The organism is Acidimicrobiales bacterium, from assembly GCA_034521975.1.
In the GTDB taxonomy this organism is placed as follows: domain Bacteria; phylum Actinomycetota; class Acidimicrobiia; order Acidimicrobiales; family SKKL01; genus SKKL01.
In genome coordinates this window covers 160,073-184,289 of the sequence record JAXHLR010000006.1, presented here as the reverse complement: position 1 = coordinate 184,289, position 24,217 = coordinate 160,073, and the positions used below count along the sequence as shown (strand labels likewise).

At 67.3% G+C, this 24,217-nt stretch carries 22 protein-coding genes and 1 pseudogene; 18 read left to right on the top strand and 5 right to left on the bottom strand.

The features are described 5' to 3' along the window. Nucleotides 1-40: 40 nt before the first annotated feature. From gatC to gatB, 3 genes are read left to right on the top strand one after another with little or no spacing between them, the layout of a single operon-like run. Complete coding sequence (gene gatC, locus U5K29_10235) at nucleotides 41-343, top strand: Asp-tRNA(Asn)/Glu-tRNA(Gln) amidotransferase subunit GatC (protein MDZ7678916.1); 303 nt, start codon at nucleotides 41-43, stop codon at nucleotides 341-343. Next, the gene (gene gatA / locus U5K29_10230; protein MDZ7678915.1) at nucleotides 340-1,776 is read left to right on the top strand and encodes an Asp-tRNA(Asn)/Glu-tRNA(Gln) amidotransferase subunit GatA; all 1,437 of its coding nucleotides are present in this window, start codon (nucleotides 340-342) and stop codon (nucleotides 1,774-1,776) included. Before gatC ends, gatA begins: the two co-directional genes overlap by 4 nt. Further along, nucleotides 1,773-3,197 (top strand): Asp-tRNA(Asn)/Glu-tRNA(Gln) amidotransferase subunit GatB, encoded by a 1,425-nt coding sequence (gatB, locus tag U5K29_10225; protein MDZ7678914.1) that lies wholly within the window; start codon nucleotides 1,773-1,775, stop codon nucleotides 3,195-3,197. The genes gatA and gatB overlap by 4 nt, the downstream gene beginning before the upstream one ends. A 10-nt stretch (nucleotides 3,198-3,207) precedes the next feature. Here gatB and U5K29_10220 read toward each other — a convergent pair whose 3' ends face one another. From U5K29_10220 to U5K29_10205, 4 genes are read right to left on the bottom strand one after another with little or no spacing between them, the layout of a single operon-like run. Beyond that, nucleotides 3,208-3,930 carry a hypothetical protein gene (locus U5K29_10220; protein MDZ7678913.1) on the bottom strand — a complete coding sequence of 241 codons (723 nt, stop codon included), beginning with the start codon at nucleotides 3,928-3,930 and terminating at the stop codon, nucleotides 3,208-3,210. Next, nucleotides 3,930-4,853, bottom strand: a complete 924-nt coding sequence (locus U5K29_10215; protein MDZ7678912.1) for an ABC transporter ATP-binding protein — start codon at nucleotides 4,851-4,853, stop codon at nucleotides 3,930-3,932. The genes U5K29_10220 and U5K29_10215 overlap by 1 nt, the downstream gene beginning before the upstream one ends. Then, complete coding sequence (locus tag U5K29_10210; GenBank protein MDZ7678911.1) at nucleotides 4,850-5,740, bottom strand: ABC transporter permease; 891 nt, start codon at nucleotides 5,738-5,740, stop codon at nucleotides 4,850-4,852. Before U5K29_10210 ends, U5K29_10215 begins: the two co-directional genes overlap by 4 nt. Further along, nucleotides 5,737-6,669: an ABC transporter ATP-binding protein gene (locus U5K29_10205; protein ID MDZ7678910.1), complete on the bottom strand. Its 933-nt coding sequence runs from the start codon at nucleotides 6,667-6,669 to the stop codon at nucleotides 5,737-5,739. Before U5K29_10205 ends, U5K29_10210 begins: the two co-directional genes overlap by 4 nt. A 41-nt stretch (nucleotides 6,670-6,710) precedes the next feature. On the opposite strand from U5K29_10205, the gene ilvD reads away from it, so the two are divergent. From ilvD to U5K29_10130, 15 genes and pseudogenes are all read left to right on the top strand, one after another. Continuing rightward, the gene (gene ilvD / locus U5K29_10200; GenBank protein MDZ7678909.1) at nucleotides 6,711-8,390 is read left to right on the top strand and encodes a dihydroxy-acid dehydratase; all 1,680 of its coding nucleotides are present in this window, start codon (nucleotides 6,711-6,713) and stop codon (nucleotides 8,388-8,390) included. 233 nt (nucleotides 8,391-8,623) lie between these two features. Continuing rightward, nucleotides 8,624-10,339 (top strand): annotated as a pseudogene (locus U5K29_10195) (acetolactate synthase large subunit). 26 nt (nucleotides 10,340-10,365) lie between these two features. Continuing rightward, a complete protein-coding gene (gene ilvN, locus U5K29_10190) occupies nucleotides 10,366-10,863 on the top strand; it encodes an acetolactate synthase small subunit (protein MDZ7678908.1) in 498 nt (165 codons plus the stop codon). 31 nt (nucleotides 10,864-10,894) lie between these two features. Next, nucleotides 10,895-11,926, top strand: coding sequence for a ketol-acid reductoisomerase (gene ilvC, locus U5K29_10185; protein ID MDZ7678907.1), 1,032 nt, complete (start codon nucleotides 10,895-10,897; stop codon nucleotides 11,924-11,926). A gap of 63 nt (nucleotides 11,927-11,989) precedes the next feature. Then, on the top strand, nucleotides 11,990-13,597 hold the full coding sequence (locus tag U5K29_10180) for a bifunctional o-acetylhomoserine/o-acetylserine sulfhydrylase (protein MDZ7678906.1): 1,608 nt from the start codon (nucleotides 11,990-11,992) through the stop codon (nucleotides 13,595-13,597). A gap of 22 nt (nucleotides 13,598-13,619) precedes the next feature. After that, on the top strand, nucleotides 13,620-14,768 hold the full coding sequence (locus tag U5K29_10175; protein ID MDZ7678905.1) for an aromatic ring-hydroxylating dioxygenase subunit alpha: 1,149 nt from the start codon (nucleotides 13,620-13,622) through the stop codon (nucleotides 14,766-14,768). Nucleotides 14,769-14,777: 9 nt separating this feature from the next. Continuing rightward, complete coding sequence (locus tag U5K29_10170) at nucleotides 14,778-15,812, top strand: asparaginase domain-containing protein (protein MDZ7678904.1); 1,035 nt, start codon at nucleotides 14,778-14,780, stop codon at nucleotides 15,810-15,812. A 41-nt stretch (nucleotides 15,813-15,853) separates the two neighbouring features. Continuing rightward, complete coding sequence (locus U5K29_10165) at nucleotides 15,854-16,258, top strand: urea carboxylase-associated family protein (protein ID MDZ7678903.1); 405 nt, start codon at nucleotides 15,854-15,856, stop codon at nucleotides 16,256-16,258. Further along, nucleotides 16,255-16,437 (top strand): hypothetical protein, encoded by a 183-nt coding sequence (locus U5K29_10160; GenBank protein MDZ7678902.1) that lies wholly within the window; start codon nucleotides 16,255-16,257, stop codon nucleotides 16,435-16,437. Before U5K29_10165 ends, U5K29_10160 begins: the two co-directional genes overlap by 4 nt. Then, nucleotides 16,434-18,023: an ABC transporter ATP-binding protein gene (locus U5K29_10155; GenBank protein MDZ7678901.1), complete on the top strand. Its 1,590-nt coding sequence runs from the start codon at nucleotides 16,434-16,436 to the stop codon at nucleotides 18,021-18,023. The genes U5K29_10160 and U5K29_10155 overlap by 4 nt, the downstream gene beginning before the upstream one ends. Next, nucleotides 18,020-19,195 carry a hypothetical protein gene (locus U5K29_10150; protein ID MDZ7678900.1) on the top strand — a complete coding sequence of 392 codons (1,176 nt, stop codon included), beginning with the start codon at nucleotides 18,020-18,022 and terminating at the stop codon, nucleotides 19,193-19,195. Before U5K29_10155 ends, U5K29_10150 begins: the two co-directional genes overlap by 4 nt. Before the next feature lie 48 nt (nucleotides 19,196-19,243). Beyond that, complete coding sequence (locus U5K29_10145; protein MDZ7678899.1) at nucleotides 19,244-20,104, top strand: ABC transporter permease; 861 nt, start codon at nucleotides 19,244-19,246, stop codon at nucleotides 20,102-20,104. A 59-nt stretch (nucleotides 20,105-20,163) separates the two neighbouring features. After that, nucleotides 20,164-21,345, top strand: coding sequence for an aromatic ring-hydroxylating dioxygenase subunit alpha (locus U5K29_10140; protein ID MDZ7678898.1), 1,182 nt, complete (start codon nucleotides 20,164-20,166; stop codon nucleotides 21,343-21,345). A 164-nt stretch (nucleotides 21,346-21,509) separates the two neighbouring features. Continuing rightward, on the top strand, nucleotides 21,510-22,058 hold the full coding sequence (locus U5K29_10135) for a nuclear transport factor 2 family protein (GenBank protein ID MDZ7678897.1): 549 nt from the start codon (nucleotides 21,510-21,512) through the stop codon (nucleotides 22,056-22,058). Between the two features lie 71 nt (nucleotides 22,059-22,129). Beyond that, nucleotides 22,130-23,299 carry an aromatic ring-hydroxylating dioxygenase subunit alpha gene (locus U5K29_10130; GenBank protein MDZ7678896.1) on the top strand — a complete coding sequence of 390 codons (1,170 nt, stop codon included), beginning with the start codon at nucleotides 22,130-22,132 and terminating at the stop codon, nucleotides 23,297-23,299. Here the strand turns inward: U5K29_10130 and U5K29_10125 are convergent. Next, nucleotides 23,266-24,159, bottom strand: coding sequence for an EamA family transporter (locus U5K29_10125; GenBank protein MDZ7678895.1), 894 nt, complete (start codon nucleotides 24,157-24,159; stop codon nucleotides 23,266-23,268). The two genes, U5K29_10130 and U5K29_10125, sit on opposite strands and share 34 nt — an antisense overlap. Nucleotides 24,160-24,217: the final 58 nt, after the last annotated feature.

The window sequence follows — 24,217 nt, the reverse complement described above, 5'->3', positions numbered from 1 at the left end:
ACGACAGCGGTCCCTCGGCCCACCGGTAGGCTCGGGGACCATGTCTGCCCCCATCTCCCGGGACGAGGTCGCCCACGTGGCCGATCTCGCCCGCCTGCAGCTCGCCGACGACGAGCTCGACCACTTCACCGAACAGCTCGCCGCGGTGCTCGAGCACGCACGCGACGTCGGCGCCCTCGACGTCACCGGCGTCGAGCCCACCGCTCATCCCTATCCGCTGGCGAACGTGTTCCGGCCCGACGAGGTGCGCCCGACCCTCGACCGCGACGAGGTGCTCACCGAGGCCCCCTCGGCCGAGGACGCCATGTTCCGGGTGCCGCCCGTGCTGGGGGAGACACCATGACCGCCGCGTCGCTGTCTGCCGCGGTCCGGTCGGGCGAGCGCAGCGCGCTCGCCGTCGTCGACGAGCACCTCGCCGCCATCGAGGCTCGTGAGGACCAGATACACGCCTTCAACCTGGTCACCGCCGAGGCCGCCCGTTCGGTCGCGGCCGCGATCGACCAGCGGGTGGAGGCGGGGGAGGACCCCGGCCCCCTCGCCGGCGTGCCCATCGCCCTCAAGGACAACCTCTGCACCCGGGGTGTCGCCACCACCTGCTCGTCGCGCATCCTCGACGGGTGGCGGCCGCCCTATGACGCCACCGTGGTGCAGCGCCTCGCCGACGCGGGGGCGGTGATGGTCGGCAAGACCAACCTCGACGAGTTCGCCATGGGCAGCTCCACCGAGAACTCGGCCTTCGGCCCCACCCGCAATCCCCACGACACCTCCCGGGTCCCCGGGGGCTCAAGCGGCGGTTCGGCGGCCGCGGTCGCGGCCGGGTTCTCGCCGCTGGCCCTCGGGTCCGACACCGGAGGTTCGATCCGCCAGCCGGCGGCGTTGTGCGGCGTGGTCGGGGTGAAGCCGACCTACGGGCTGGTGTCGCGCTACGGGCTGATCGCCTTCGCCTCGTCGCTCGACCAGATCGGTCCGTTCGCCACCACCGTCGACGACGCGGCGATGGTCCTCGAGGTCATCGGCGGTCACGATCCCGCCGACTCCACCTCGATCCCCCGAGCGGTACCACCGGTCCGCCGTCACCTCACCGACGGTGTCGCCGGTCTGCGGGTGGGCGTCGTGACCGAGCTCTCCGGTGAGGGCATCGCCCCCGATGTGGCCCGCAGGGTGAACGAGGCGGCCGAGGTCCTGGCCGCCGCCGGGGCCGAGGTCGCCGAGGCGTCGGTCCCCGCTGCGGTCTACGGCCTGTCGGCGTACTACCTGATCGCCCCCGCCGAGGCGTCGAGCAACCTGGCCCGCTACGACGGTGTGCGCTATGGCCTCCGCGTCGACGCGGCCACGACCCCGGAGATGAACCTGGCCACCCGCACCGCGGGGTTCGGCGACGAGGTCAAGCGGCGGATCATGCTCGGCACCTACGCCCTGTCCGCCGGCTACTACGACGCCTACTACGGCAAGGCCCAGAAGGTGCGCACGCTGATCATCCGCGACTTCACCGCTGCCTACCAGCGCTTCGACGTCCTGTTGTCGCCCACCTCGCCCACCACTGCCTTCCCCCTCGGCGACAAGACCGCCGACCCGCTCACCATGTATCTCAACGACGTGTGCACGATCCCGTCCAACCTCTCCGGCGACCCCGCCATGTCGGTCCCCTTCGGTACCGGTGACGACGGCCTGCCGGTCGGGGTCCAGGTGTTGGCACCGTCCCTCGGCGAGATCGACATGTTCCGGACCGCGGCGGTGCTCGAAGCCGCCGCCGTGCGCGAGGAGGTGACGTCGTGAGCGACACCGTGCTGCCCGAGGGATGGGAGATGGTCGTCGGCCTCGAGGTCCACTGCGAGCTCTCCACCGCCACCAAGCTGTTCTGCGGATGCCCCAACCAGTTCGGTTCCGAGCCCAACACCAACGTCTGCCCGGTGTGTCTCGGCCTGCCCGGTTCGCTGCCGGTGGTCAACGGGTCTGCGGTCACCTACGCGATGCGCCTCGGTCGTGCCCTGCACTGCGAGGTCCGCCGGTCGGTGTTCGCCCGCAAGAACTACTTCTATCCCGACATGCCCAAGGACTACCAGGTGTCGCAGTACGACCTGCCCACCAACGTCGAAGGCTGGCTCGAGCTGCCCGACGGCACCCGGGTCGGGATCGAGCGGGCCCACATCGAAGAGGACACCGGCAAGAGCACCCACGTCGGAGGAGGCGGTCGCATCCACGAGGCCGGGTACTCCCTGGTGGACTACAACCGGGCGGGCGTCCCGCTCATCGAGATCGTCGGCAAGCCCGACCTGCGCACCGCCGAGCAGGCGCGCCAGTACGTCGCCGAACTGCGGGCGATCATCCTCGCCATCGACGTGTCCGACGCCAGGATGGAGGAGGGCTCGATGCGGGTCGACGCCAACGTGTCGGTCAACCGCCCGGGCGACCCTTTCGGCACCCGGTGCGAGATCAAGAACCTCAACTCCCTGCGGTCGCTTGGCCGAGCCATCGACTACGAGGCCCTCCGACAGGTCGATCTGCTCGAAGCCGGCGAGCGGGTGATCCAACAGACCCGCCACTGGGACGAGGCCGACGGTCGGACCCACACGTTGCGCTCCAAGGAGGAGGCCGAGGACTACCGCTACTTCGCCGAACCCGACCTGGTACCGCTCGAGCCCAGCGACGACGATGTCCGGGCCATCGACGAGGCGCTCCCGCCGCTGCCCGCCGACCGTCGACGGGCCGTGGCCGAAGCAGCAGGGGTCGAACCGTCGGCCGCGGCCATGACCGTCGAACGCGACCTCGACCCCCTCGCCCTCGCGGCGATCGAAGCCGGCGCCGCTCCCGACCGCGTGCTCACCCACATCGACAACAACCTCGCCGTCGACGGCGCCGACCGCCTCGACCCCCGGGCCTTCGCCCGCCTCATCGCCATGGAGACCGGCGGTGAGCTCACCGCCACCCAGGCCAAGACGGTGCTCGCCGACATGGTCGAAACCGGACGCGGCCCCGAGGAGCTCGCGTCCGAGCACGGGTTCGAGGCCATGGACACCGGCGAGCTGGCGTCGGTCGTCGACGGGCTGATCGCCGAACACCCCGACGAGTGGGCGAGCTACTGCGACGGCAACCAGAAGGTCGCCGGGTTCTTCGTCGGCGCGGTCATGAAGGCCACCAAGGGACAGGCCGACGGCAAGGTGGTGACCTCACTGCTGCGTGAACGGGCCGGCAGCTGACCCTCGTGGTTCAGGCCACGCTGAGGTGCCTGAGCCGAAACGTCGCCGCCGCAAGGCCGACCACCATCGCCGCCACCGGGACGACCACCGCGACACCGATCGAGGCGTCGCCGAGCCGCAGGCTCACCTCGGCCATCTCGGCCAGCACCGACCTGGCGTAGTACTGGATCGAGAGCTGACTGGACGAGGTGCCGGCCCTGGCGATGAACCCTTCCCAGATCAGGATGTAGAGCACGCCCCAGGCGAGCGGGCGCTTGGTGAGCAGTCCGAGCAGGACGAACAGCCCGAGGTAGCCGACCACCGCCAGGATCGCGGCCAGCGCGGTGGCGGCCACCAGAGTGCCCCCACCACCGGTGAGCGCGGCGGCGATCACCAGCGACACCACCACGGTGGGTCCTGCGGTCAGGAGTGCGGCCGCGCCCGCTGAGGCGACGATCAGCGCCCTGGGGATCGGTCGCAGCCACAGGTACACCAGCGTGTTGTCCTCGAGGCAGTCGCCGAGGGTGGCAGAGGCGATCACCAGGGTCACGATCGGAGCGAGGATGGTGAGCCCGTAGGCGTTGACGAGGTCGGCGCCGGCCTGGGTCGCCGAGGACGGTCCGGCGGCTCCGATCGCGAACCCGACCACGACGGCGAGGGCGCCCAGGGCGACGAGACCGGTCAGGCGCGCCCGGCTCACCGACACCGACACCAGGGTGGTGGTCAGGGCCCGAAACGGCCTCAGCCGGCCCATCACCGACCTCCGACCAGGTAGCGAAAGACGCTCTCGAGGTCGTCGTCGAGGCCGACCAACTCATAGAGGCGAGCGTCGCTCCGCCGAGCGAGGGTGGCCACCGAGGTCCGGAAGGTGACGATGTCGGTGGTCTCGACCATGACGCCGTCGGCGCCGTCGAGGCGCACCGCCATTGCTGCTCCCGCGGCCAGGAGCGCCCCGGCCAGCTCGCGAGGATGGTCGGAGCGGAGGCGGATGCGGTGGGGGCGGTCGTCCATCAGCGCCCGGATGGCGCGGAAGTCGCCCTCGGCGGCCAACCGGCCCTGAGCGATGACGAGGATGCGCGAGCCGATGCGTTCGACCTCGTCGAGGACGTGGCTCGACACCACCACGCACCGCCCTTCGTCGCCCAGACGGTGGAACAGCTCGATCATGTGCGAGCGCTGCCGCGGGTCGAGCCCGGTGAGGGGCTCGTCGAGGATCAGCACACGGGGATCGTGCACGAGCGCCTGCGCGAGCTTGACCCGCTGGCGCATGCCCTTGGAGTAGGTGCCGAGGACGCGTCGGTCGGCGGGATCGAGCTCGACGGTCTCGAGGGCAGCGGCTGCGGCCGCGGTCGGGTCGGCGATGCCCTGCAAGGTGGCGGCAAGGGCGACGAACTCCAGTGCTCGCTGGCGGTCGAACAGGCCGTCGTGCTGGGACACCAGGCCGATGTCGCCGGCCAGCGAGGTCTCGCGTCGGGGGTCTCGATCCAGGACCCTGACCCTGCCGAGGGTGGGAGCGATCATCCCGCACATCATCCGCAGCACCGTGGACTTGCCGGCACCGTTGGGGCCGAGCAGCGCCGTCACCCCGCCCCCGATCCGAAAGCTCACCTCTGACACCGCGACGAGATCGCCGAAGTGCTTCGAGGCCTCGTCGAAGTGGATCGTCGCCGGGCTCATCGGGTGACCACCAGACGCCGGTACCGCACCACGACCACGACCGCGAAGACGAGGGTCCAGCCTGCGTTGGCGGCGGCGACCAGTCCGGTTGCCAGCTCGGGCCGTGCCGGATCGACGTCGGGGTAGATGCGGGTGATCAGCTCGAAGGGAAGACCGAGGAGGTCGAGCACCGCGAGCGTGGAGGACAACTCGGCGCCGTTGATGAGCGCGCTGGTCACGATGCCGCTGAGCAGGAGGGTGAGCAGGATCCCGGCCGAGGCCAGCGCGTTGCGGTCGGTGAAGCTCGACACCGCCAGCGACAGCGAGGTGTGGAGCGCGGCGATGACGGCGCCGGCCAGGAGGATCCGGCCCAACACCGTCAGCCAGTCGGCCGGTGATGCGGGTCCGGCCCCTTCGAAGGTGAAGGCAAGCAGCATCAGCAGGGGCGGGCCGATCGTGACCACGGCGAGCGAGATGGCCACGGCGAGCGCTTTGGACAGGAGGTAGGTGATGCGATCGAGTGGCGAGGCAAGCAGCAGCCCCAGCAGTCGGGTGCGCCGGTCGGTGCAGAGCAGCTCGGGGGCGACGAACGCGGCGAAGATGACGATGGCCGAGGTGATGTAGCCGTAGTACTGGCCATAGCTGGGGAGCACCCCCTCCTCGATCAGCGACCCCGGCAGGACCGCCGCCATGCCGACGAACACGGCCGCGGGCAGCATCGACAAGACGATGATGATCACCGGGAGCACCTTGGCCATCGCTCCCCGTCGGATGCCGAGCACCCGAGCGATGCTGTGCAGGGTGACCGCACGGATCGACCCGGCGGTGCCGTGGCGTGGCCCGCCGTAGGAGCGGTAGCCCTGGTCGGCGATGCGTGCCGCGTCGCTCATCGGCCCACCATCGCTCACGCCAGCTCCTGCAGGAAGACCTGTTCGAGGCTGAGGCGCTGGGGGACCAACGACCGCAGGGGGGCGTTCGCCTCGGAGACGGCGTCGCGCACGGCGTCGAGCCCTCGGTCGACATCGGCGGGGTGCAGGTCCACGCTCAGACGCGTGCCGTCGATGGCAACGATCCAACCGGCAGCCTCGAGCGCGGCCGCCACCAGGTCGAGGTGATCGTCGACCTCGGCCACGATGCCGGTGCTGTCGCCCCGGATGTCCTCGATGGCCCCCGACGCGAGCACGCCGCCGTTGCCCAGGATCACCACCGAGTCACAGACCCGCTCGACCTCGTCGAGCAGGTGCGAGGACAACACGACGTCGATGCCGAACTCGGTGCCGATACGTCGGATGAGCGCCAGGATCTCCTCGCGCTGCACCGGGTCGAGCCCGTCGGTGGGCTCGTCGAGCAGCACGAGCACCGGATCGTGGGCGATCGCCTGGGCGAGCTTGACCCGCTGGCGTTGTCCCGTGGACATCGTGCCGATCGCCCGGTAGCGCTCCTCGCCCAGACCCACCAGCCACAGGGCGTCGCTGGCACGGGTGGTGGCGGCCCGCCGGGGGATGCCATGCACCCTGGCGATGAGGGCCACGAGGTCGTGGGCCCGCATGTCGGGCGGCAGCACGTGATGCTCCGGTGAGTACCCGATCCTGGCCCGCACCTCGGCCCCGAGCGCTGTGGGATCGTGGCCCAGGACCGTGAGGGTGCCGCTGTCGGCCCGGTGCAGGCCGAGGATCATGCCGAGCAGGGTCGTCTTTCCGGCACCGTTGGCACCGAGGAGTCCCGTCACTCCGCTGCCGATGCGAAACGATGCGGCCTCGAGCACGCTCGTCGAGCCCCACCGCTTGGTGATGCCCTCGCCGGTCACCGCGGCGTGCTGGTCGGTCGCTGGTGTCATTCGAGGTCATGTTAGATCGTGAGGCTCACTAGTCTGCGGGCATGAGCGATCCCATGAAGCCCCGATCCCACGAGGTCACCGACGGCTACGAGCGCGCGCCGGCACGGGCCATGCTCCGTGCGGTCGGCATGACCGACGCCGACTGGGGCAAGCCCCAGGTGGCGATCGCCTCGTCGTGGAACGAGGTCACGCCGTGCAACATGCCGCTCGACCGGCTCGCCAAGGGCTCCAAGCAGGGCGTCCGCGACGCTGGTGGCTACCCGCTCGAGTTCACCACCATCGCCGTCAGCGACGGCATCTCGATGGGCCACGAGGGGATGCGTGCCTCGCTCGTCTCCCGTGAGGTCATCGCCGACTCGGTCGAGACCGTGATGCACGCCGAACGCCTCGATGGCATGGTCACCCTGGCGGGATGCGACAAGTCACTGCCCGGCATGCTCATGGCCGCGGCCCGCATCAACCTGGCGTCGGTCTTCCTCTACGGGGGGTCGATCCTTCCCGGCAACCACAACGGCACGGTGCTCGACATCACCAGCGTGTTCGAGGCGGTGGGGGCTCGCGCGGCGGGGAACATCGACGACGCCGAGCTCGACGCCATCGAGCGCGAGGCCTGTCCCACCATCGGCGCCTGCGCCGGCATGTTCACCGCCAACACCATGGCGTCGGTGGCCGAAGCGCTGGGCATGTCGCTGCCGGCCAGCGCCTCGGCGGCCGCGGTCGACCGCCGCCGTGACGAGTTCGCGGTCGCCAGCGGTGCGGCGGTGGTGAACCTGTTGCGGTTGGGCATCCGCCCCCGCGACATCCTCACCAAGGGCGCGTTCGAGAACGCCATCGCGGTGACGATGGCCCTCGGTGGGTCCACCAATGCCGTGCTGCACCTGCTGGCCATCGCCAACGAGGCCCAGGTCGACCTGCAGCTCGAGGACTTCAACAAGGTGGCGGCCCGCGTGCCGCATCTGGCCGACACCAAGCCCCACGGCAAGTACCACATGTGGGACATCGACCGGATCGGTGGGGTTCCGGTCGTGATGGCGATGCTGCTCGAAGCCGGCGTGCTGCACGGTGACGAGGTGACCGTCACCGGCAAGACCGTGGCCGAGAACCTGGCCATGATCGACCCGCCGGGACCCGATGGCGAGGTCGTGCACCGCTTCGATGATCCGATCCACGACATCGGTGGCATCGCCGTGTTGCGAGGTTCGCTCGCTCCCGATGGCGCGGTGCTGAAGGTCGCGGGGATCGACTTCGATCACTTCGAAGGTCGGGCCCGGGTCTTCGATGGCGAGGACGCCGCCATGGAGGCGGTCCTCGCCGGTCGCATCGAGGCCGGCGATATCGTGGTCATCCGCTACGAGGGCCCCAAGGGTGGTCCCGGGATGCGCGAGATGCTGGCCATCACCGGCGCCATGAAGGGCGTGGGCCGCGGTGGCGACGCGGCGCTGCTCACCGACGGACGCTTCTCGGGAGGCACCCACGGCTTCTGCATCGGCCACGTCGCTCCCGAGGCGGTCGCCGGCGGGCCGATCGCCTTTGTGGAGGAGGGCGACCGGATCCTGGTCGACGTCGCGTCGCACCGGATCGATCTCCTGGTGGACGAGGACACCCTTGCCGCCCGCCGGGCGGACTGGAAGCTGCCCGAACCCCGCTACACCACCGGGGTGCTGGCCAAGTTCGCCCGGCTGGTCCAGGGGGCCGAGCGAGGGGCGGTCACCGAGGCCTGATCCCGCCGTAGTGGCGAGTCGTGTTGCGGGGAGGTGACCGTGGCTGCCAGACTGGTGCACGTGAGCACCGTGTTCGAGCTTCTCGTAGTGTCCTAGCGCACGCTGTCGCTCTCCCCGCGTGCGCTCCTCGGCCTCCCCATCGGGAGGTCGTCGTCGTTTTTCGGACCATGTCTCCCTGACCACTCAGCCCTGTCGACCCCAATGCTGACCTGTACGAACTCGAGGATCCCCACATGTTGACCAACGGTGGACACGCCCTGATCAAGAGTCTGGAGATGGAAGGTGTCGAGGTGATCTTCGGATTGCCCGGCGGTGCCATCCTCCCGGTGTACGACCCGATCATCGACTCGCCGATCCGCCACATCCTCGTGCGTCACGAGCAGGGCGCCGGCCACATGGCCGAGGGCTATGCCCATGCGACCGGCCGTCCCGGGGTCGCCATGGTCACCAGTGGGCCGGCCGCCACCAACATCGTCACCCCCCTCTGCGATGCCTACATGGACTCGATCCCCATGGTGGTCATCACCGGCCAGGTGGCGAGCGGGGCGATCGGGACCGACGCCTTCCAGGAGTGCGACACGGTCGGGATCACACGGTCGGTCACCAAGCACAACGAGCTCGTGACCGACGCGGCCGACATCCCCCGCATCATCCGCGAGGCCTTCCACATCGCCACCACCGGTCGCCCCGGCCCGGTCCTGGTCGACATCCCCAAGGACATCGTCGATCCCAAGAACCCGGCCTCGGCCCTCGAGTGGTACTGGCCCGAGTCGGTCGATCTGCCCGGCTACCAGCCCGAGACCCACGGTGATCCCGCTGCGATCCGCGCCGCGGCCGACCTCATCTGCGAGGCGCGCCGACCGGTGCTCTACGTGGGTGGTGGCATCCTCAAGGCGCGGGCGGCCGAGGCGCTGCGCGAGCTCGCCGAGCTCACCGGCATCCACGTCGTGACCACGCTGATGGCCCGGGGTGCGTTCCCCGACAGCCACGAGCTGGCCCTCGGCATGCCGGGCATGCACGGCACCTACACCGCGATCACCGCCATGCAGGAGGCCGATCTGTTGGTGGCGCTGGGCAGCCGCTTCGACGACCGGGTCACCGGCAAGCTCGACGGCTTCGCTCCCGACGCCAAGATCATCCACGCCGACATCGACCCGGCCGAGATCGGCAAGGTGCGCCGGCCCGATGTCGGGATCGTCGGCGACTGCCGTCTGGTGATCGAGGATCTGGTGTCGGTGCTGCGCGAACGCGGTGGCGCCGAGTCCCAGGCCGACCGTTCCGAGTGGAGATCCCGGGTCAGTGGGTGGCAGGAGCGGTATCCGCTCGCCTACGAGCCGTCCGATCCGGGCGAGGCGCTCAAGCCGCAGTACGTGCTCGAGCAGCTGCGCGACTCGCCGACGACCCCCGACGACACGATCCTGGTGTCCGGGGTCGGCCAGCACCAGATGTGGGCCAGCCAGTACTGGGGTTTCGACCATCCCTACACCTGGGTGAACTCCGGCGGTCTGGGCACCATGGGCTTTTCGGTGCCGGCGGCCATCGGCGCCAAGGTCGGCAAGCCCGACCGCACCGTCTGGGCCATCGACGGCGACGGCTGCTTCCAGATGACCGCCCAGGAACTGGTCACCGCCGCGGCCGAACGCATCCCGGTCAAGGTCGCCATCTTGAACAACGCCTACCTCGGAATGGTGCGGCAGTGGCAGGAGATGTTCTACGAGGAGCGCTACTCCGAGGTCTACCTGTCGCCCGACCTTCCCGACTACAAGATGTGGGCCGAGTCGATGGGGTGTGTCGGGATGCGGGTCGAGTCGCCCGAGGAGGTGCCGGCCGCGATCGAGAAGGCCAACGCCATCAACGACCGGCCGGTGGTCATCGACTTCCGCACCGACGCCCGCGAGAAGGTGTTTCCCATGGTCCCGGCCGGGGCTACCAACTCCGAGGTCGTGGTGCAGCCGTCGCAGGAGGGGCAGCTCCGATGACCGAGTTCGGCCACCGCACCCTCACGGTCCTGGTGCAGAACAAGGCGGGAGTCCTTGCGCGGGTCGCGGGTCTGTTCGCCCGGCGGGGCTACAACATCGAGTCGCTGGCGGTGGCGCCGACCGACGACGAGTCGCTCAGCCGCATCACCATCGTCGTCGACGTCGAGTCGGCGCCGCTCGACCAGATCGTCAAGCAGCTGTTCAAGCTCATCAACGTGGTGTCGATCAGCGAGCTCGATCCGCGGCACTCGGTCGAACGTGAGCTGTTGCTCGCGACCGTCAAGGCCGAGGGGGAGGAGCGGGCCCGGGTCCTCGAGTTGGTGCAGATCTTCGAGGCGAAGATCCTCAACGTCACCCACGCGGCCATCACCGTCGCCCTCGAGGGGAGTCCGGTCAAGGTGGACGACTTCGAGGAGCTGCTGCGACCCTATGGGATCGTGGAGCTCCAGCGAACCGGTCGCGTGGCGCTCCCCAAGCTCGAACGAACCCCCTGAAACCAACTCGGACCTGAACAGGAGACCCTCAGTGGCCAACGTGTTGTACGCAAAGGACGCCGACCGATCGCTCATCGCCGATCGCAAGGTGGCGGTGATCGGATACGGCTCGCAGGGCCACGCCCACGCCCTCAACCTCAAGGAGTCGGGGATCGACGTGCGGGTGGGCTTGCGCGAGGGTTCCTCCTCGGTCGCCAAGGCCGAGGAGGCCGGCTTGCGGGTGCTCTCGGTCGCCGACGCTGCCGCCGAGGCCGATCTCATCATGATCTTGTTGCCCGACACCGAGCAGGGGTCGGTGTACGCGGAGTCGATCGAGCCGCACCTCTCAGAGGGCGATGCCATCTTCTTCGCCCACGGGTTCAACATCCGTTTCGGCCAGATCGTGCCGCCCGCGGGGGTCGACTCGGCCATGGTCGCGCCGAAGGGTCCGGGTCACCTGGTGCGGCGCACCTACAGCGAAGGCGGGGGAGTGCCGTGTCTGATCGCGGTGTCCCAGGATGCCAGCGGCTCGGCCGAGGCGCTGGCGCTGGCCTATGCCGACGCCATCGGCGGCACCCGGGCGGGGGTGTTGCGCACGACCTTCGAGGAAGAGACCGAGACCGATCTCTTCGGCGAGCAGGTGGTGCTCTGCGGAGGGTTGACGGCGCTGGTCCAAGCCGGGTTCGAGACCTTGGTCGAGGCCGGCTACCAGCCCGAGTCGGCCTACTTCGAGTGCCTCCACGAGCTCAAGCTCATCGTCGACCTCATGTACGAGCAGGGCATCGGCGGGATGCGCTACTCGGTGTCGGACACCGCCGAGTACGGGGACCTGACACGGGGCCCACGGGTGATCAACGACGCGGTGAAGGCCGAGATGAAGGTGATCCTCGACGAGGTCCGTTCCGGCAAGTTCGCGGAGGAGTGGATCGCTGAGTCCCGTGCTGGGCGTCCACGGTTCCTCGAGCTGGAGCGCCGGGGACACGACCACCCCATCGAGAAGGTGGGCGCCGAGCTGCGCCAGATGATGCCGTGGATCTCGGCGGGGAAGACCCGGGTGCAGGACGTGTCGGGCGGTCAGGGCTAATTCTGACTGGCCAGGTCGGGAATTGAGGGTCTAGGCTGCGGCGGATTCGTCACAGGAGGACCGATGACCGACCGCGACCTGGGTTTCGAGACCCGCCAGATCCATGCTGGACAGCAGGCTGACCCCACGACCGGGGCGGTGGCCGTCCCCATCTACCAGACCACGTCGTACCGGTTCGACAGCGCCGAACACGCGGCGAACCTGTTCGCGCTCGCCCAGCCGGGCAACATCTACACGAGGATCATGAACCCCACCCAGGTGGTGTTCGAGACGCGGATGGCCGCGCTCGAGGGTGGGATCGCCGAGACCGCTGCTGGTGTCCCCGGAGCGCTCGCGGTCTCCAGCGGCCAGTCGGCCGAGACGCTGACGATCCTCAACCTGGCCGAGTCGGGCAGCCATGTGGTGTCGTCCGCCTCGCTCTACGGCGGCACCTACAACCTGTTCCACTACACGCTGCCCAAGATGGGCATCGAGGTCAGCTTCATCGACGACCCCGACGACCTCGACGCGTGGCGGGCCGCGGTCCGCGACAACACCAAGGTGTTCTACGGCGAGTCGATCGGCAATCCCCGCAACGACATCTTCGACCTCGAGGGGGTGTCGGCCATCGCCCACGAGCACGGGATCCCCCTGGTGATCGACAACACCGTGGCCACGCCCTATCTGATCAGGCCGCTCGAGTGGGGTGCCGACGTCGTGGTCCACTCGGCCACCAAGTTCATCGGCGGTCACGGCACCTCGATCGGTGGGGTGATCGTCGACGGTGGCACCTTCGACTACGAGGCGAGCGGGCGGTTCCCCAACTTCACCGAGCCCGACCCGAGCTATCACGGCCTGCAGTACTTCCCGATGCTCGGCCACGGCGCGTTCATCGCCAAGGCCCGGGTGCAGCTGTTGCGAGATCTGGGAACGGCGATCAGCCCGCAGAACGTCTTCTACTTCCTGCAGGGGCTCGAGACCCTGAGCTTGCGCATGGAGCGCCACGTCTCCAACGCGCAGGCGGTGGCCGAGTTCCTCGAGGGACATGATCAGGTGGAGTCGGTGGCCTACGCCGGATTGGCGTCGAGCCGGTGGTATGAGCGGGCCCAGCGTCTCGCCCCCAAGGGGGCCGGTTCGGTGCCGGCCTTCGTGATCAAGGGTGGTCAGGAGGCGGGACGCCGCTTCGTCGAGGCGCTCGAGCTGCACTACCACGTCGCCAACATCGGCGACACCCGCAGCCTGGTGATCCAGCCGTCGACCACGACCCACAGCCAGCTCTCCGAGGAGGAGCAGCTGCAGTCGGGGGTCGAGCCCGGCCTGGTGCGCCTGTCGGTCGGGCTCGAGACCCTCGACGACATCATCGCCGACCTCGAGCGAGGCTTCGCCGCCGCCGCTGAGTCGCGGCCGGTCTCTGGTCGAGCCGCTCCCGAACACAAGCCAAGGCACACCCTGGTCCTGCCCGGTTTCGACGTTCCGCGCCCCGCGCGGCAGGTCTCTGATGCGCGTCACGAGCGGGACGCGCCCGAGTTGACATCGGGCACACCGTGCACGATCCTGTCCGTTGGACAGACAATCAGGTCAACAGGCCGTATCTTCCTCGGAGGGATGAATGACAACTGGACCCAACGCGTCGGGGCTTGCCAGCCCGATCCCCCTCGAGGAGTTCGATCGCTCTGCTGGGAGCTTTGCTGACGCGGTGGGGATGCCACCGAGCGTGTACACCGATTCGGCCTTCTTCGACTTCGAGATGCAGGCGGTGTTCGAGCGGGAGTGGATCTGTGTGGGGCGAAGCGATCAGGTGGTGAACACCGGCGACTTCTTCACCATCACTGTGCTGGGCGAGTCACTCATCGTGGTCCGCAGCTCCGAGGGCGAGGTCAAGGTCCTGTCCTCGGTGTGCCAGCATCGGGCAATGTGTGTCACCGCCCCGGGGGAACGTCCGAAGGAGGAGTGGCTGGAGCTTCCTCCCGAGACGAGCGGGAACACCCGGACCTTCAAGTGTCCCTACCACTGGTGGATCTACGACCTCGATGGCCGTCTGCTCGGCGCACCGGAGATGAACAGGACGAACGGCTTCGACAAGTCCACAATCCGCCTACCTGAACTTCGAGTGGAAGTATGGCAGGGCTTCATCTTCATCAACCTCAGCGGTGATGCCGAGCCTCTCGCTCCTCGGCTCGGCCCCCTCGATGCCTTCCTCCAGAACTGGCACATCGACGAGATGGTCACCGTTGATCCCGAGCTCATCGAGGATCTGCCGTTCAACTGGAAGGTGATGGTCGAGAACTTCATGGAGGGGTATCACCCCGACCGTCTCCACGCCATCATCCACGATTTCGCCCCGAGCTCGACGATCAACTACGCCCTCTTCGAGCCGGGTCAGGCCTACATGTACGGGCACCATCCGACCGAGGTTGCCGAGGGTGGCTTCAACCCGATCCAGAAGGCGCTGTTCCCCACGATCGAGACTCTGACTGAGGTCGAGCGCAACAGCGTCCAGTTCGTCTACGTGCCGCCCGGGCTGATGATGGGGATCCAGTGCGACTCGGCGTTCTGGTTCACCGTGCTGCCGACTGGACCCGGCACCCACACGCTCTCGATGGCCTACATCTTCCCGAAGAGCACCGTCGAGCTACCGCTGTTCAGGCAGACGCTCGAGATGCAGGTAAGCGGGGTCGAGTTCTTCAACAACCAGGACCTCCCCGCGAACACCGCCGTCCAGCGAGGCATGGAGTCCCGCTTTGCCCCACGTGGTCGCTACTCCTGGCAGGAGTCGGTGCTGGCCGATTTCAACACCTGGCTGATCGAGCGATACCGCGCTGCGGATTCGGTGAATGGCGCACCGGTCTCTGTCCGACGGTAGGTGGGACGCGTGGGGGAGACGGGGCGACCGATCGACGACGACGAGATCCTCATCATGGGCCTGGGTGGCACGATCGCGATGCAGGACCAGGGACAGGGAGCTGTTCCCGTGGAGGGCGTCGCCGACCTGGCTGCGGCAGCGGGACTTGGCCCGGTCACGACGTCCCAGGTCCACCAGACCTCGAGCGGTGCGCTCGGGGTCGAAGAGTGGGTGGAGCTGGCCGCCACCATCTCCGCCGAGGCCGCTGCTGGCCGGCGTGGCGTGGTGCTGACCCAGGGCACCGACGCCATCGAGGAGCTCGCCTTCGCGCTCGACCTCATGCACGACGACGAGATGCCGGTGGTGGTCACCGGATCGATGAGGGTTGGGGATCAGCCGGGCGCTGACGGGCTCGCCAACTTGGCCGACGCGGTCACCGTCGCCCGGTCCGACACGTGCCGCGGCATCGGCGTCACCGCCGTCCTGTCCTCGGAGATCCACGCTGGGGCACTGGTCACCAAGGGCCACTCCGCGTCTCCGGCCGCCTTCGAGTCTGTCCCTGGAGCGCTCGGATGGGTGGTCGAGGGTTCGCCCGAGCTGGTGCTGTCGCCGCGTGTGCGCCTGGGCCCGATCCGGCCCGACCCGAGCACGCTGCATCCCTCCCACGTGGTGCTCGTGTCCTCGCTGCCCGGAGCCGATCCGTCGACGGTGTCGGTGCTCGTCGACGGATCGGTCGACGGTGTCGTCGTTGCGGCCCTGGGAGGTGGCCACGTGCCACCGAGCTGGGTATCGCCCCTCGCCTGGCTGGCCGGCGAGATACCGGTGGTCTACACGACGCGTACCGGCGCTGGCCCGCCACTTCGACGTACCTATGGGTTCGAGGGATCGGAGCGGGACTTGCTTGCTGCGGGCCTGATCCCCGCTCCGACCTTGCCCGTCACCAAGGTGGTGACACTGCTGCGCCTGCTCCTCGCGGCAGGCCACGACCCTCGCATCGCGCTCGGTTCAGGAACCCGAGACACCGATCCGCCGATCATCGAGGCGAAGAAGGAGGCGACGACGTGACCGCACCCGATTCCGGGCAGTCTCTCGAATGGGGTCCGCGCGTGGAAGTACCTGCCCGCAAGGGACGAGGCGTGTTGGTGCGCCGTGGCGAGACCCTCGCTGTGCGCGACGTCCACGGGGCACAGGTGGGGGACCTCTTCGCGTTCGTCGCCGAGGACCCCACCGAACATCTCAGTGCCTCCCACACCCGGTCTGCGTTGCGTCGCTTGTTTCCGGCGATCGGTGAGGCCTTCTTCACGAACCGGCGCCGCCCGATCCTCACCCTGGTGTCCGACACGTCTCCGGGGATCCACGATCTGCTCATCGCCGCGTGTGACCCAGAGCGCTACCGGCAGCTCGGAGTCGAAGGTCACCACGACAGCTGCGAAGAGAACCTCCGCGAGTGCGCCGTGGCTTTGGGGTTCACCCCCGACGTCAGCCCCTCAACCCGGTCAACCTCTTCATGAACACCCCGCCGATGGCCGATGGCACGATCGACTACCGCGAAGCCACCTCGAAGCCCGGCGACCGAGTGGAGCTACGGGCCGAGCTGGACGCTTATGTAGTCGTCTCGGCCTGCCCGATGGACGTCATCCAGATCAGCGGCAGCGGTCCGACCAGCCTCGAGATGGAGAGGGTCGAATGACCGTCGACGGGACGACGATGCCGACTGCCGGCCATGGTCACGCTGAGAGCGAGCACCCCCTCCTGGCTATCGACCGGGTGACGAAGCTGTTCGGGCCTCTGGTCGCGTGCGACGACATCTCCTTTGAGGTCCGTCCAGGCGAGGTCATGGGCCTGCTCGGGCAGAACGGAGCAGGGAAATCGACGCTGATGAAGGTGGTGGTCGGCGTAGAGACGGCTGACCGCGGCCGGGTCGTGGTTGACGGGACCGCCCTGGCACCAGGTGATCCTGCCGTGGCGGCCCGCTCCGGGGTGGGGATGGTCCACCAGCACTTCAGCCTAGTGAGCTCGCTCACAGTGTGGCAGAACGTATTGCTTGGTGACGCCGAACGGTTCAGTCCCAGACGGGCAATCGGTCTCGTCGAGTCGATTGGGGAGCGCTTCGGCATCGAGGTCGACCCCATGGCACGGGTGGAGGACTTGTCGGCTGGGATGCGTCAGCGGGTCGAGATCATCAAGTGCCTCCGCAGCGATCCGAAGGTGATCATCCTCGATGAGCCCACTTCGGTCCTGACCCAGGCAGAGTCGGTGCGGCTCTTCACCGTGTTGCGGTCAATGGTCGACGATCACGGCTACGCCGCAGTACTGATCAGCCACCGGCTCTCGGAGATCCTCGCTGCAACCGATCGGGTCACGGTGTTGCGGTCGGGTGCCGTCGTGGCATCCATGCCGACGGTGGAGACCGATGCCCCGTCACTGGCGAGCTTCATGCTTGGGCGGGACGTCGCGCTCGATCGTGAAGGTGCGGCTCTCGGCCTCGGTGACGTCGACGAGGCCTTTGACGCGGACATCGAGCGCCAGGCCGAGATTGATCGCTCATTGGAGATCGACTCGCTGACCGTGCACAGCGATGACGGCCACCGTTTGCTCGACGAGTTCTCACTGTCGGTGCGACGGGGTGAGATCGTCGGGCTTGCGGGTGTCGAGGGCAATGGTCAGAGCGTCCTGGTCGAGGTGTTGAGCGGGCTAATCCCGGGCGGAACGGGGTCGGTGTCGATCGCCGGAGCCGACTGTGGTGAAGGCGTGCCAGCGGATCTCTCTGCGCTCGGAGTAGTCCCTGCCGAACGCCACGACTCGGGTTGCGTGCTCGACATGTCGATCGCCGAGAACCTGGTGCTCAACCACCTGGATTCGGTGACACGCAGCAGCGTGATCGATCGAGAAGCGATCGACGCCAACGCCAGGATGTTGGTCGAGGAGTTCGACGTCATGTGCAGCGATGTACACGCTCCCATGTGGACTCTCTCCGGTGGCAACCAGCAGAAGGTTGTGCTCGCCCGGGAGCTGTCGCGAAGACCAGATTTCATCATCGCCGAGCAGCCGACACGGGGACTCGATGTCGGGGCCATGGAGTATTTGTGGCACCGCCTCAGACTCGCGGCGAGCGAGGGGGCCGGCATCCTGTTGGTGTCGACCGAACTCGACGAGATCCTCGCCTTGGCAGACCGAGTGGCGGTGATTTTCCGAGGGGCAGTCGTGGGCGAGATGCTCCGTGCAGACGTCGACCTCGGACGGCTCGGCCTCCTGATGGGTGGTGAGACGGAGTGACCACCTCGCCCAGGGACGTCCTCTACCGGATGCGGGGCCGGCTGACGCCCGCTGCTGCGGCCGACCTCGCCTGGTTCGCCGGTCTCGCCGCCATCGCCGTCTTCTCGGCGCTCGCTCTCGCCGCCACGCTGCTCTGGATCGCGGGGAACCCGCCCGGCTCTGCCTTCAGCTCGATGCTCCAGGGCAGTCTCGGGTCGTTGTCATCCTTTGTGACCACCCTCAACCACACCGGCCCGCTCCTCATCGTGGCGATCGGTGCGGCGATCGCCGGTCGAGCAGGTTTTGTCAACATCGGTCAGGAGGGGCAGTTCGTCATCGGAGCGACGTTGGCAGTGGTCGTCGGCCTGACCGTGCCCGGCCCGATCGTGTTGGTTCTTCCCGCCGTGCTCCTCGCTGCGGCACTTGGGGGAGCCTGTTGGGCCGGCATCGCTGCGATTCTCCGCCACCAGGCACGCGTGAGCGAGGTCATCACGACGCTCCTGCTCAACTTCATCGCCTTCGCTCTGGTCTCGTACCTGGTGAACCGCTCGTGGTTGCTCCAGGAGACCGTCCCTGAGGGATCGATCCAGCCTGCGGCGCCACAGAGCGATCCGGTCAGTGCGACAGCGCGCCTTCCCGTGCTCATCTCCGGTTCGGGATACCGGCTCCATGTGGGGATCTTCCTCGCGCTGGGGCTGGCGCTCGCGGCCGGGTTCGCGATCGCTCGGACCACGTGGGGGTTCCGGCTCAGGATGTTCGGCCTCAACAAGCGTACCGCGAAGCGGGCGGGAGTGTCCGACCTCGCCTTCGGTAGCGGTGCCCTGCTCATGTCAGGAGCATTCGCTGGCCTTGCTGGTGGGGTGATCCTCTCTGGGGTGGCGTTCCGGGTGAACCCAGGGCTGTCGAACAACTACGGATGGGAAGGACTGCTCGTGGCGCTCGTGGCTGGGTTCAGCCCGATCTTTGCCATCTTCGTCGCGTTCCTGTTCGGCGCGTTGCGTGCGGGAGGTGGTGTGCTTGCCGCGACCGGGGTGAACTCGGCGATCGTCGGAGTGGTCCAGTCCCTGATCGTCCTGGCGATCATGCTCCCCTCCCTGTACGTGCGTCGGCGCAAGCGCCGTCGTCAGGCGCGCCTCATGGTCGAACAGATCGAAGCGGAAGCCGGAGCCAACGTAGCGAAGGCAGGTGCGTAGGTGGTCGGCGACATCACACTCCTACTGGACAGCGCAACGCGCTTGGCTGTGCCGCTGGCCTTCGTGGCGATGGGCGAGCTCGTCGCCGAGAAAGCAGGGACCCTCAACATCTCGGTCGAAGGGGGGATGCTTGCCGGGGCCTTCGGCGCGGTGGTCGGCTCCTCGGTCTCGGGATCTGCCATGATCGGGCTCCTCGCAGGAATCGCGATCGGCGGGGTTGTGGCCCTGGTGCAGGCCTACCTGTCCCACGCGCTCACGGTGAACCAGTTCGTGGTGGGCCTGACGCTGAACATCCTCGCTCTGGGTCTCACGACGTTCCTCTTCGTGTCAATGAGCTTCAATCCAGAGCGGTTCCCAGTCTGGTCGATCCCGCCCTTGGCCCAGATCCCTGTTCTCGGCGAGGTGCTGTTCGAGCAACGAGCCCCGTTCTTCGCCATCTACCTGCTCGTACCGCTCGCCTGGTTCCTGATCCATCGGACCCGGTGGGGTCTCGAGGCCCAAGCAGTGGGCGAGAACCCGCAGGCGGCGGATGCCACCGGCATCTCCGTGAACCTCCGGCGGCGGCAGGCGATCATCATCGGTGGCCTCTACGCCGGTTTCGGTGGGGCCTTCCTCTCGATCGGGGCCATCGGCGGTTTCAGCCCGAACATGACAGCGGGCCGAGGGTTCATCGCCATCGCCGCTGTGATCTTCGGGGCGTGGAGCATCAAGGGGGCCCTGCTCGGCTGCTTCGTGTTCGGGTTCATGGACGCACTTCGGCTCGCGTTGCCGGCCCTGGGCATCGAGCTCAACCCGCAGCTGCTCATCGCCTCTCCGTACATCATGGCACTCCTCGCCTTGTACATCTTCCGCCAGCGTCAGCGTCAACCACGAATGCTCGGCATCGGGTTCGAACGCAGAGCGGTGTGAAGCATCCATCAGCCCCCGAAGCACGAACGACTGATCACCAGAAAGGAACACCCACCAGAATGAGCTTCTCCCATCTCATCAACGACGACGTACTCCAGGACCTCGAACGGTCGACCGGAGATGTGGCGACCGCCAAGTTCTTCCCGCCCCACATCTACACCTCCGAGGAGTGGTTCGAGTTCGAGAAGAAGGCCATCTTCGAACGGAACTGGCTCTGCGTCGGGCGCGCCGACCAGGTCGCCAACTCGGGGGACTACTTCACGATCGATATCAACGATGACCCACTCGTCGTGCTGAACGACGACGGAGATATCCGGGTGATGTCCAACGTGTGCCGGCACCGCGGGCATCTCCTCATGGAGGGAAGCGGGAGCATCGAACGCGGCCTGATGCGCTGCCCACTGCACTTCTGGTCCTACGACCTTCAAGGCGCGGTGGTGCACACACCCGAGATGAACAAGACCGAATGGGACAAGTCGGCCTGCACCCTGCCATCGCTGAAGGTGGAACTCTGGCAGGGGTTCATCTTCTGCCACTACCAGCAGGATGCATCGCCACTGGCTCCCACGCTGGTCGCGCTCGAGCAGGAGATGGAGAACTACGGGGTCGCCGACATGGTGAGCCTTCCGCCCATCGAGGTCGACAGCTACCCCTGGAACTGGAAGATCATGCTCGAGAACTTCATGGAGCCATATCACAACGCGTACCTGCACAAGGGCATCCATGACTTCGCCCTGGGTCATGGCTTCTGTGAGCACACCCCTGACGAGAACGTGATCATGCATCCGACCGGCTTCGACCGGAAGGACGCCGCGTTCAATCCAGTCCACCGGGCGCTTTTGCCACCGATCGAGACGCTCACCGAGGAACAGCGAAACCGGGTGATGTTCGCGATGGTCCCGCCGATGACCCCGATCGGGCTCGTGCCGGATCACATGTTCTACTTCGTGATCCTGCCCAAGGGGGCAAATGAGATCTCGTTGCGCATCGGCCTCTGTGTGCCTCCGGAGTCCGTGAAGGTCGACAACTTCGACCACATCATCCGATGGATCGTGGACGGGGTGATGATGTACAACGAGCAGGACGTCAAGGCCGACACGCTGGTCCAGAAGGGCCTTCGGTCCCAGTTCGCTCCGCGTGGACCGTTCTCCTGGAAGGAGACGACCATCGTGCAGCTCAACCGCTGGCTGGTCCAGCGCTATCGGTCCTACGCCAACGAGGTCGGCCTGGCCACGTCGTGATGAGACGCCGCGGTGCACGGACCCGTCGCGTTGGTTGGCTGCGACAGGCATTCGACCGTGCCCGTCGGGCTCTGGACAACGCGCCGTTCCGTCGGGCTCACGCCCGCCTGATCGGTCCCGACTTGCAGTTCGCGGATCAGGCGATACGAGAGGAAGGAATCGAGATGACCGAGAGAAGTGAGATCGAGCGACTGCGGACCGAGGTTGCGCGGCTGCGGGAGCGGGTCGAGCATCACGATGCTGTCGACCGCATCGAGAAGCTGATGTATCGATACATCCATGCGTGTGACGTGGTGAAGTCGGCGGAGCTGATCGCTTCGATGTTCACCGAGGATGCGAAGTGGGAGGGCCAGGGCAACTTCGCTGAGTTCGGCGTTACCGAGGGCCGTGCCGGGATCTATGAGATGTTCCTCGACAACCCGTCGATGCTTCCCTTCACGGCGCACTATCTCGCCAACGCGTCGATCGGTGTAGCCCAGGACCTCATGACCGGATGGGGTCAGTGGCAGGTGCTGGAGGCGGCGACCCTCCGGGACGGTCGCGCCCAGGTCTGGATGGGTGCCTGGTACGAGAACGACTTCGCGTGCCTCGACGGCAGTTGGTTCATCAAGCACATTCGGTATCGGGACACCTTCGTCACACCGTTCGAGCACGGATGGTTGAAGACCCGGTATGTCTCGCCGCTGACCTTCGAGACCCGGGGTCAGCTCTGAGCCCGACGGCTCCTCCAGCCGATGTCGGCAGTCCCGTTCGGTGGACCGAACCCACACAAGGAGAGTTGAGAATGAGCGTCTTCGACGATGAGCTCCTCGCCAGCTTCGAGGAATCGGTCCAGCCTGTGGACGAAGCTCGGTTGCTGCCCCCTGACCTGTACCGTTCGCAGGAGTGGTATGACTTCGAGAAGGAGGCAATCTTCCTCAAGGACTGGCTCTGTGTCGGACGGTCCGATCAGATCCCCGAGCCTGGCGACTACCGCACCCTGACGCTCTTCGGGGAGCCGCTGATCATCGCGAGGGACAAGGAGGGGCAGGTCAACGTGATGTCAGCGGTGTGTCAGCACCGTGGCATGGTGGTCGCCGATGACAGTGGCAACTGCAATCGGTTCACTTGTCCGTACCACCACTGGGCCTACGGTCTGGACGGTGAGCTGCTCGGAACGCCAGCGATGGATCGGGCCGTCGGGTTCGACAAGGCCGACTACCCGTTGCCACGCTTGGCTGTCGAGCTGTGGCAGGGCTTCATCTTCGTCTCCTTCGGCCCCGACCCGAGGCCTCTCGCACCGTCGTTGACGAAGATCGATGCGATCCTCGAGAACTACGGCTTGGAGAACACCAAGACCCTCGATGGGCGGACCCATGCCGATCTTCCGTGGAACTGGAAGATCATGATGGAGAACTTCAACGACCCCTACCATGCCAGTCGACTGCACGGACCACTGCAGACGTTCGCTCCCAGCCACATGAACGACTTCCTCGAATGGGACGACGAGGACAACGCGATCGGTCGGATCCAGCACTTCACCGAGAAGGACGGGTCCTTCAACCCGATGAAGCGAGCAATGTTCCCGGTGTTCGAGGGATTGACCGACGAGGACCGCATGCGGGGGTCGTTCGTCCTGATCCCACCCACCTTGGCGCTGGCGATCGTTCCTGACGAGGTCGCCTACTTCATCATCGACCCGACGGGGCCGGAGTCGATCACGATCCACATCGGCTACTGCTTCGAGCAGGCTGCGCTCGACGACCCGATGTTCGAGTTCCTCTTCGATGCCGCCGATCGGGGCGTGGAGAACTTCAACATCCAGGATCTCTACGCCGATGAGATGACCCAGAAGGGACTGCGCTCGGTCTTTGCTCCGAGGGGTCGGTACTCCTGGCAGGAGGAGACGCTGCAGCAGTTCAACCGCTGGCTGGTGAAGCGCTATCGCGAGTCGTGGCCGGGCGGAGTTCGATGAAGCGCTGGACGTGAGGCGGCGGCGGTCGCCGGTCGGGTCGCGCTGAGCGTGGCCGCGCCCAGGATCAGGACACCCCCGATGAGGGTGACTGGTCCGAGCACGTCCCCGTACGCAGTTGCCGCGATCGTCGTGGCGAACACGGGCTCGAGCGTTGCGAGCATGGCGGCCGTGGTGGGGTCGACTGTTCGGAGTGCGTAGGCGAGGGCGAGGAACGGCAGGTAGGTGGAGACCACACCCGTCGACACCAGGTGGAACCATGCCTCTGGAGACTTGGGCGCCCAGTCCACGAACGGAACGATCATGAGCGCTCCGATCCCGAGGGCGAACGCGTAGCGGCTCAGGGGGCTGCCCGGAGCCGCCGAGCCCCCCACCACGTAGTGGGATGCGTAGGCGGCTCCACTGACCAACCCCCAGAGCAGACCGGTGCCGGATCCGATCGTTGCGGTGTCCCCGGCGATGAGCGCGACGCCGAGGAGCACCATCGCGAGCAGGCCCACGGGTCGCAATCGGACAGGGGCTCCTTGCAGCCATGCGACGACCAGGACGAAGCCCGGTGCGGTGTAGAGCAGCACCCACGCGATGCCGATTCCGGCTCGCGACACCGCTTCGGGGAGCGCGACGAAGAACAGTGCGACGCCGATGACGCCGAGCACGAAGCCGGACGGGAGCTGGCGAACCTCTAGCCGGCTCCGATTCAGGAGGGCGTGGAGCGCGAAGCACCCGGCGCCGACCGCCGCCCGCCAGAACCCCACCTCGCGAGGCCCGACCCCGGCTGCGAGGGCCTCGGTCACCCAGATGCTGAGGAGTGCCCACAGCGCCGCGGCTGCGATGACGAGACCGATGCGGTGCCTGTTGACCATATCAGCAGGACATCCTATGGTCTGACTGTCTGAAGATCGGTTATAAAATGCCGGGGGT

Excerpts from the sequence above, each read along its gene's own strand:
- gatC (MDZ7678916.1), top strand. The coding sequence starts at position 41 with ATGTCTGCCCCCATCTCCCGGGACGAGGTCGCCCACGTGGCCGATCTC.
- gatA (MDZ7678915.1), top strand. The coding sequence starts at position 340 with ATGACCGCCGCGTCGCTGTCTGCCGCGGTCCGGTCGGGCGAGCGCAGC.
- U5K29_10220 (MDZ7678913.1), bottom strand. The coding sequence starts at position 3,930 with ATGGGCCGGCTGAGGCCGTTTCGGGCCCTGACCACCACCCTGGTGTCG.
- U5K29_10215 (MDZ7678912.1), bottom strand. The coding sequence starts at position 4,853 with ATGAGCCCGGCGACGATCCACTTCGACGAGGCCTCGAAGCACTTCGGC.
- U5K29_10205 (MDZ7678910.1), bottom strand. The coding sequence starts at position 6,669 with ATGACACCAGCGACCGACCAGCACGCCGCGGTGACCGGCGAGGGCATC.
- ilvD (MDZ7678909.1), top strand. The coding sequence starts at position 6,711 with ATGAGCGATCCCATGAAGCCCCGATCCCACGAGGTCACCGACGGCTAC.
- ilvN (MDZ7678908.1), top strand. The coding sequence starts at position 10,366 with ATGACCGAGTTCGGCCACCGCACCCTCACGGTCCTGGTGCAGAACAAG.
- U5K29_10180 (MDZ7678906.1), top strand. The coding sequence starts at position 11,990 with ATGACCGACCGCGACCTGGGTTTCGAGACCCGCCAGATCCATGCTGGA.
- U5K29_10160 (MDZ7678902.1), top strand. The coding sequence starts at position 16,255 with ATGAACACCCCGCCGATGGCCGATGGCACGATCGACTACCGCGAAGCC.
- U5K29_10155 (MDZ7678901.1), top strand. The coding sequence starts at position 16,434 with ATGACCGTCGACGGGACGACGATGCCGACTGCCGGCCATGGTCACGCT.
- U5K29_10140 (MDZ7678898.1), top strand. The coding sequence starts at position 20,164 with ATGAGCTTCTCCCATCTCATCAACGACGACGTACTCCAGGACCTCGAA.
- U5K29_10135 (MDZ7678897.1), top strand. The coding sequence starts at position 21,510 with ATGACCGAGAGAAGTGAGATCGAGCGACTGCGGACCGAGGTTGCGCGG.
- U5K29_10130 (MDZ7678896.1), top strand. The coding sequence starts at position 22,130 with ATGAGCGTCTTCGACGATGAGCTCCTCGCCAGCTTCGAGGAATCGGTC.
- U5K29_10125 (MDZ7678895.1), bottom strand. The coding sequence starts at position 24,159 with ATGGTCAACAGGCACCGCATCGGTCTCGTCATCGCAGCCGCGGCGCTG.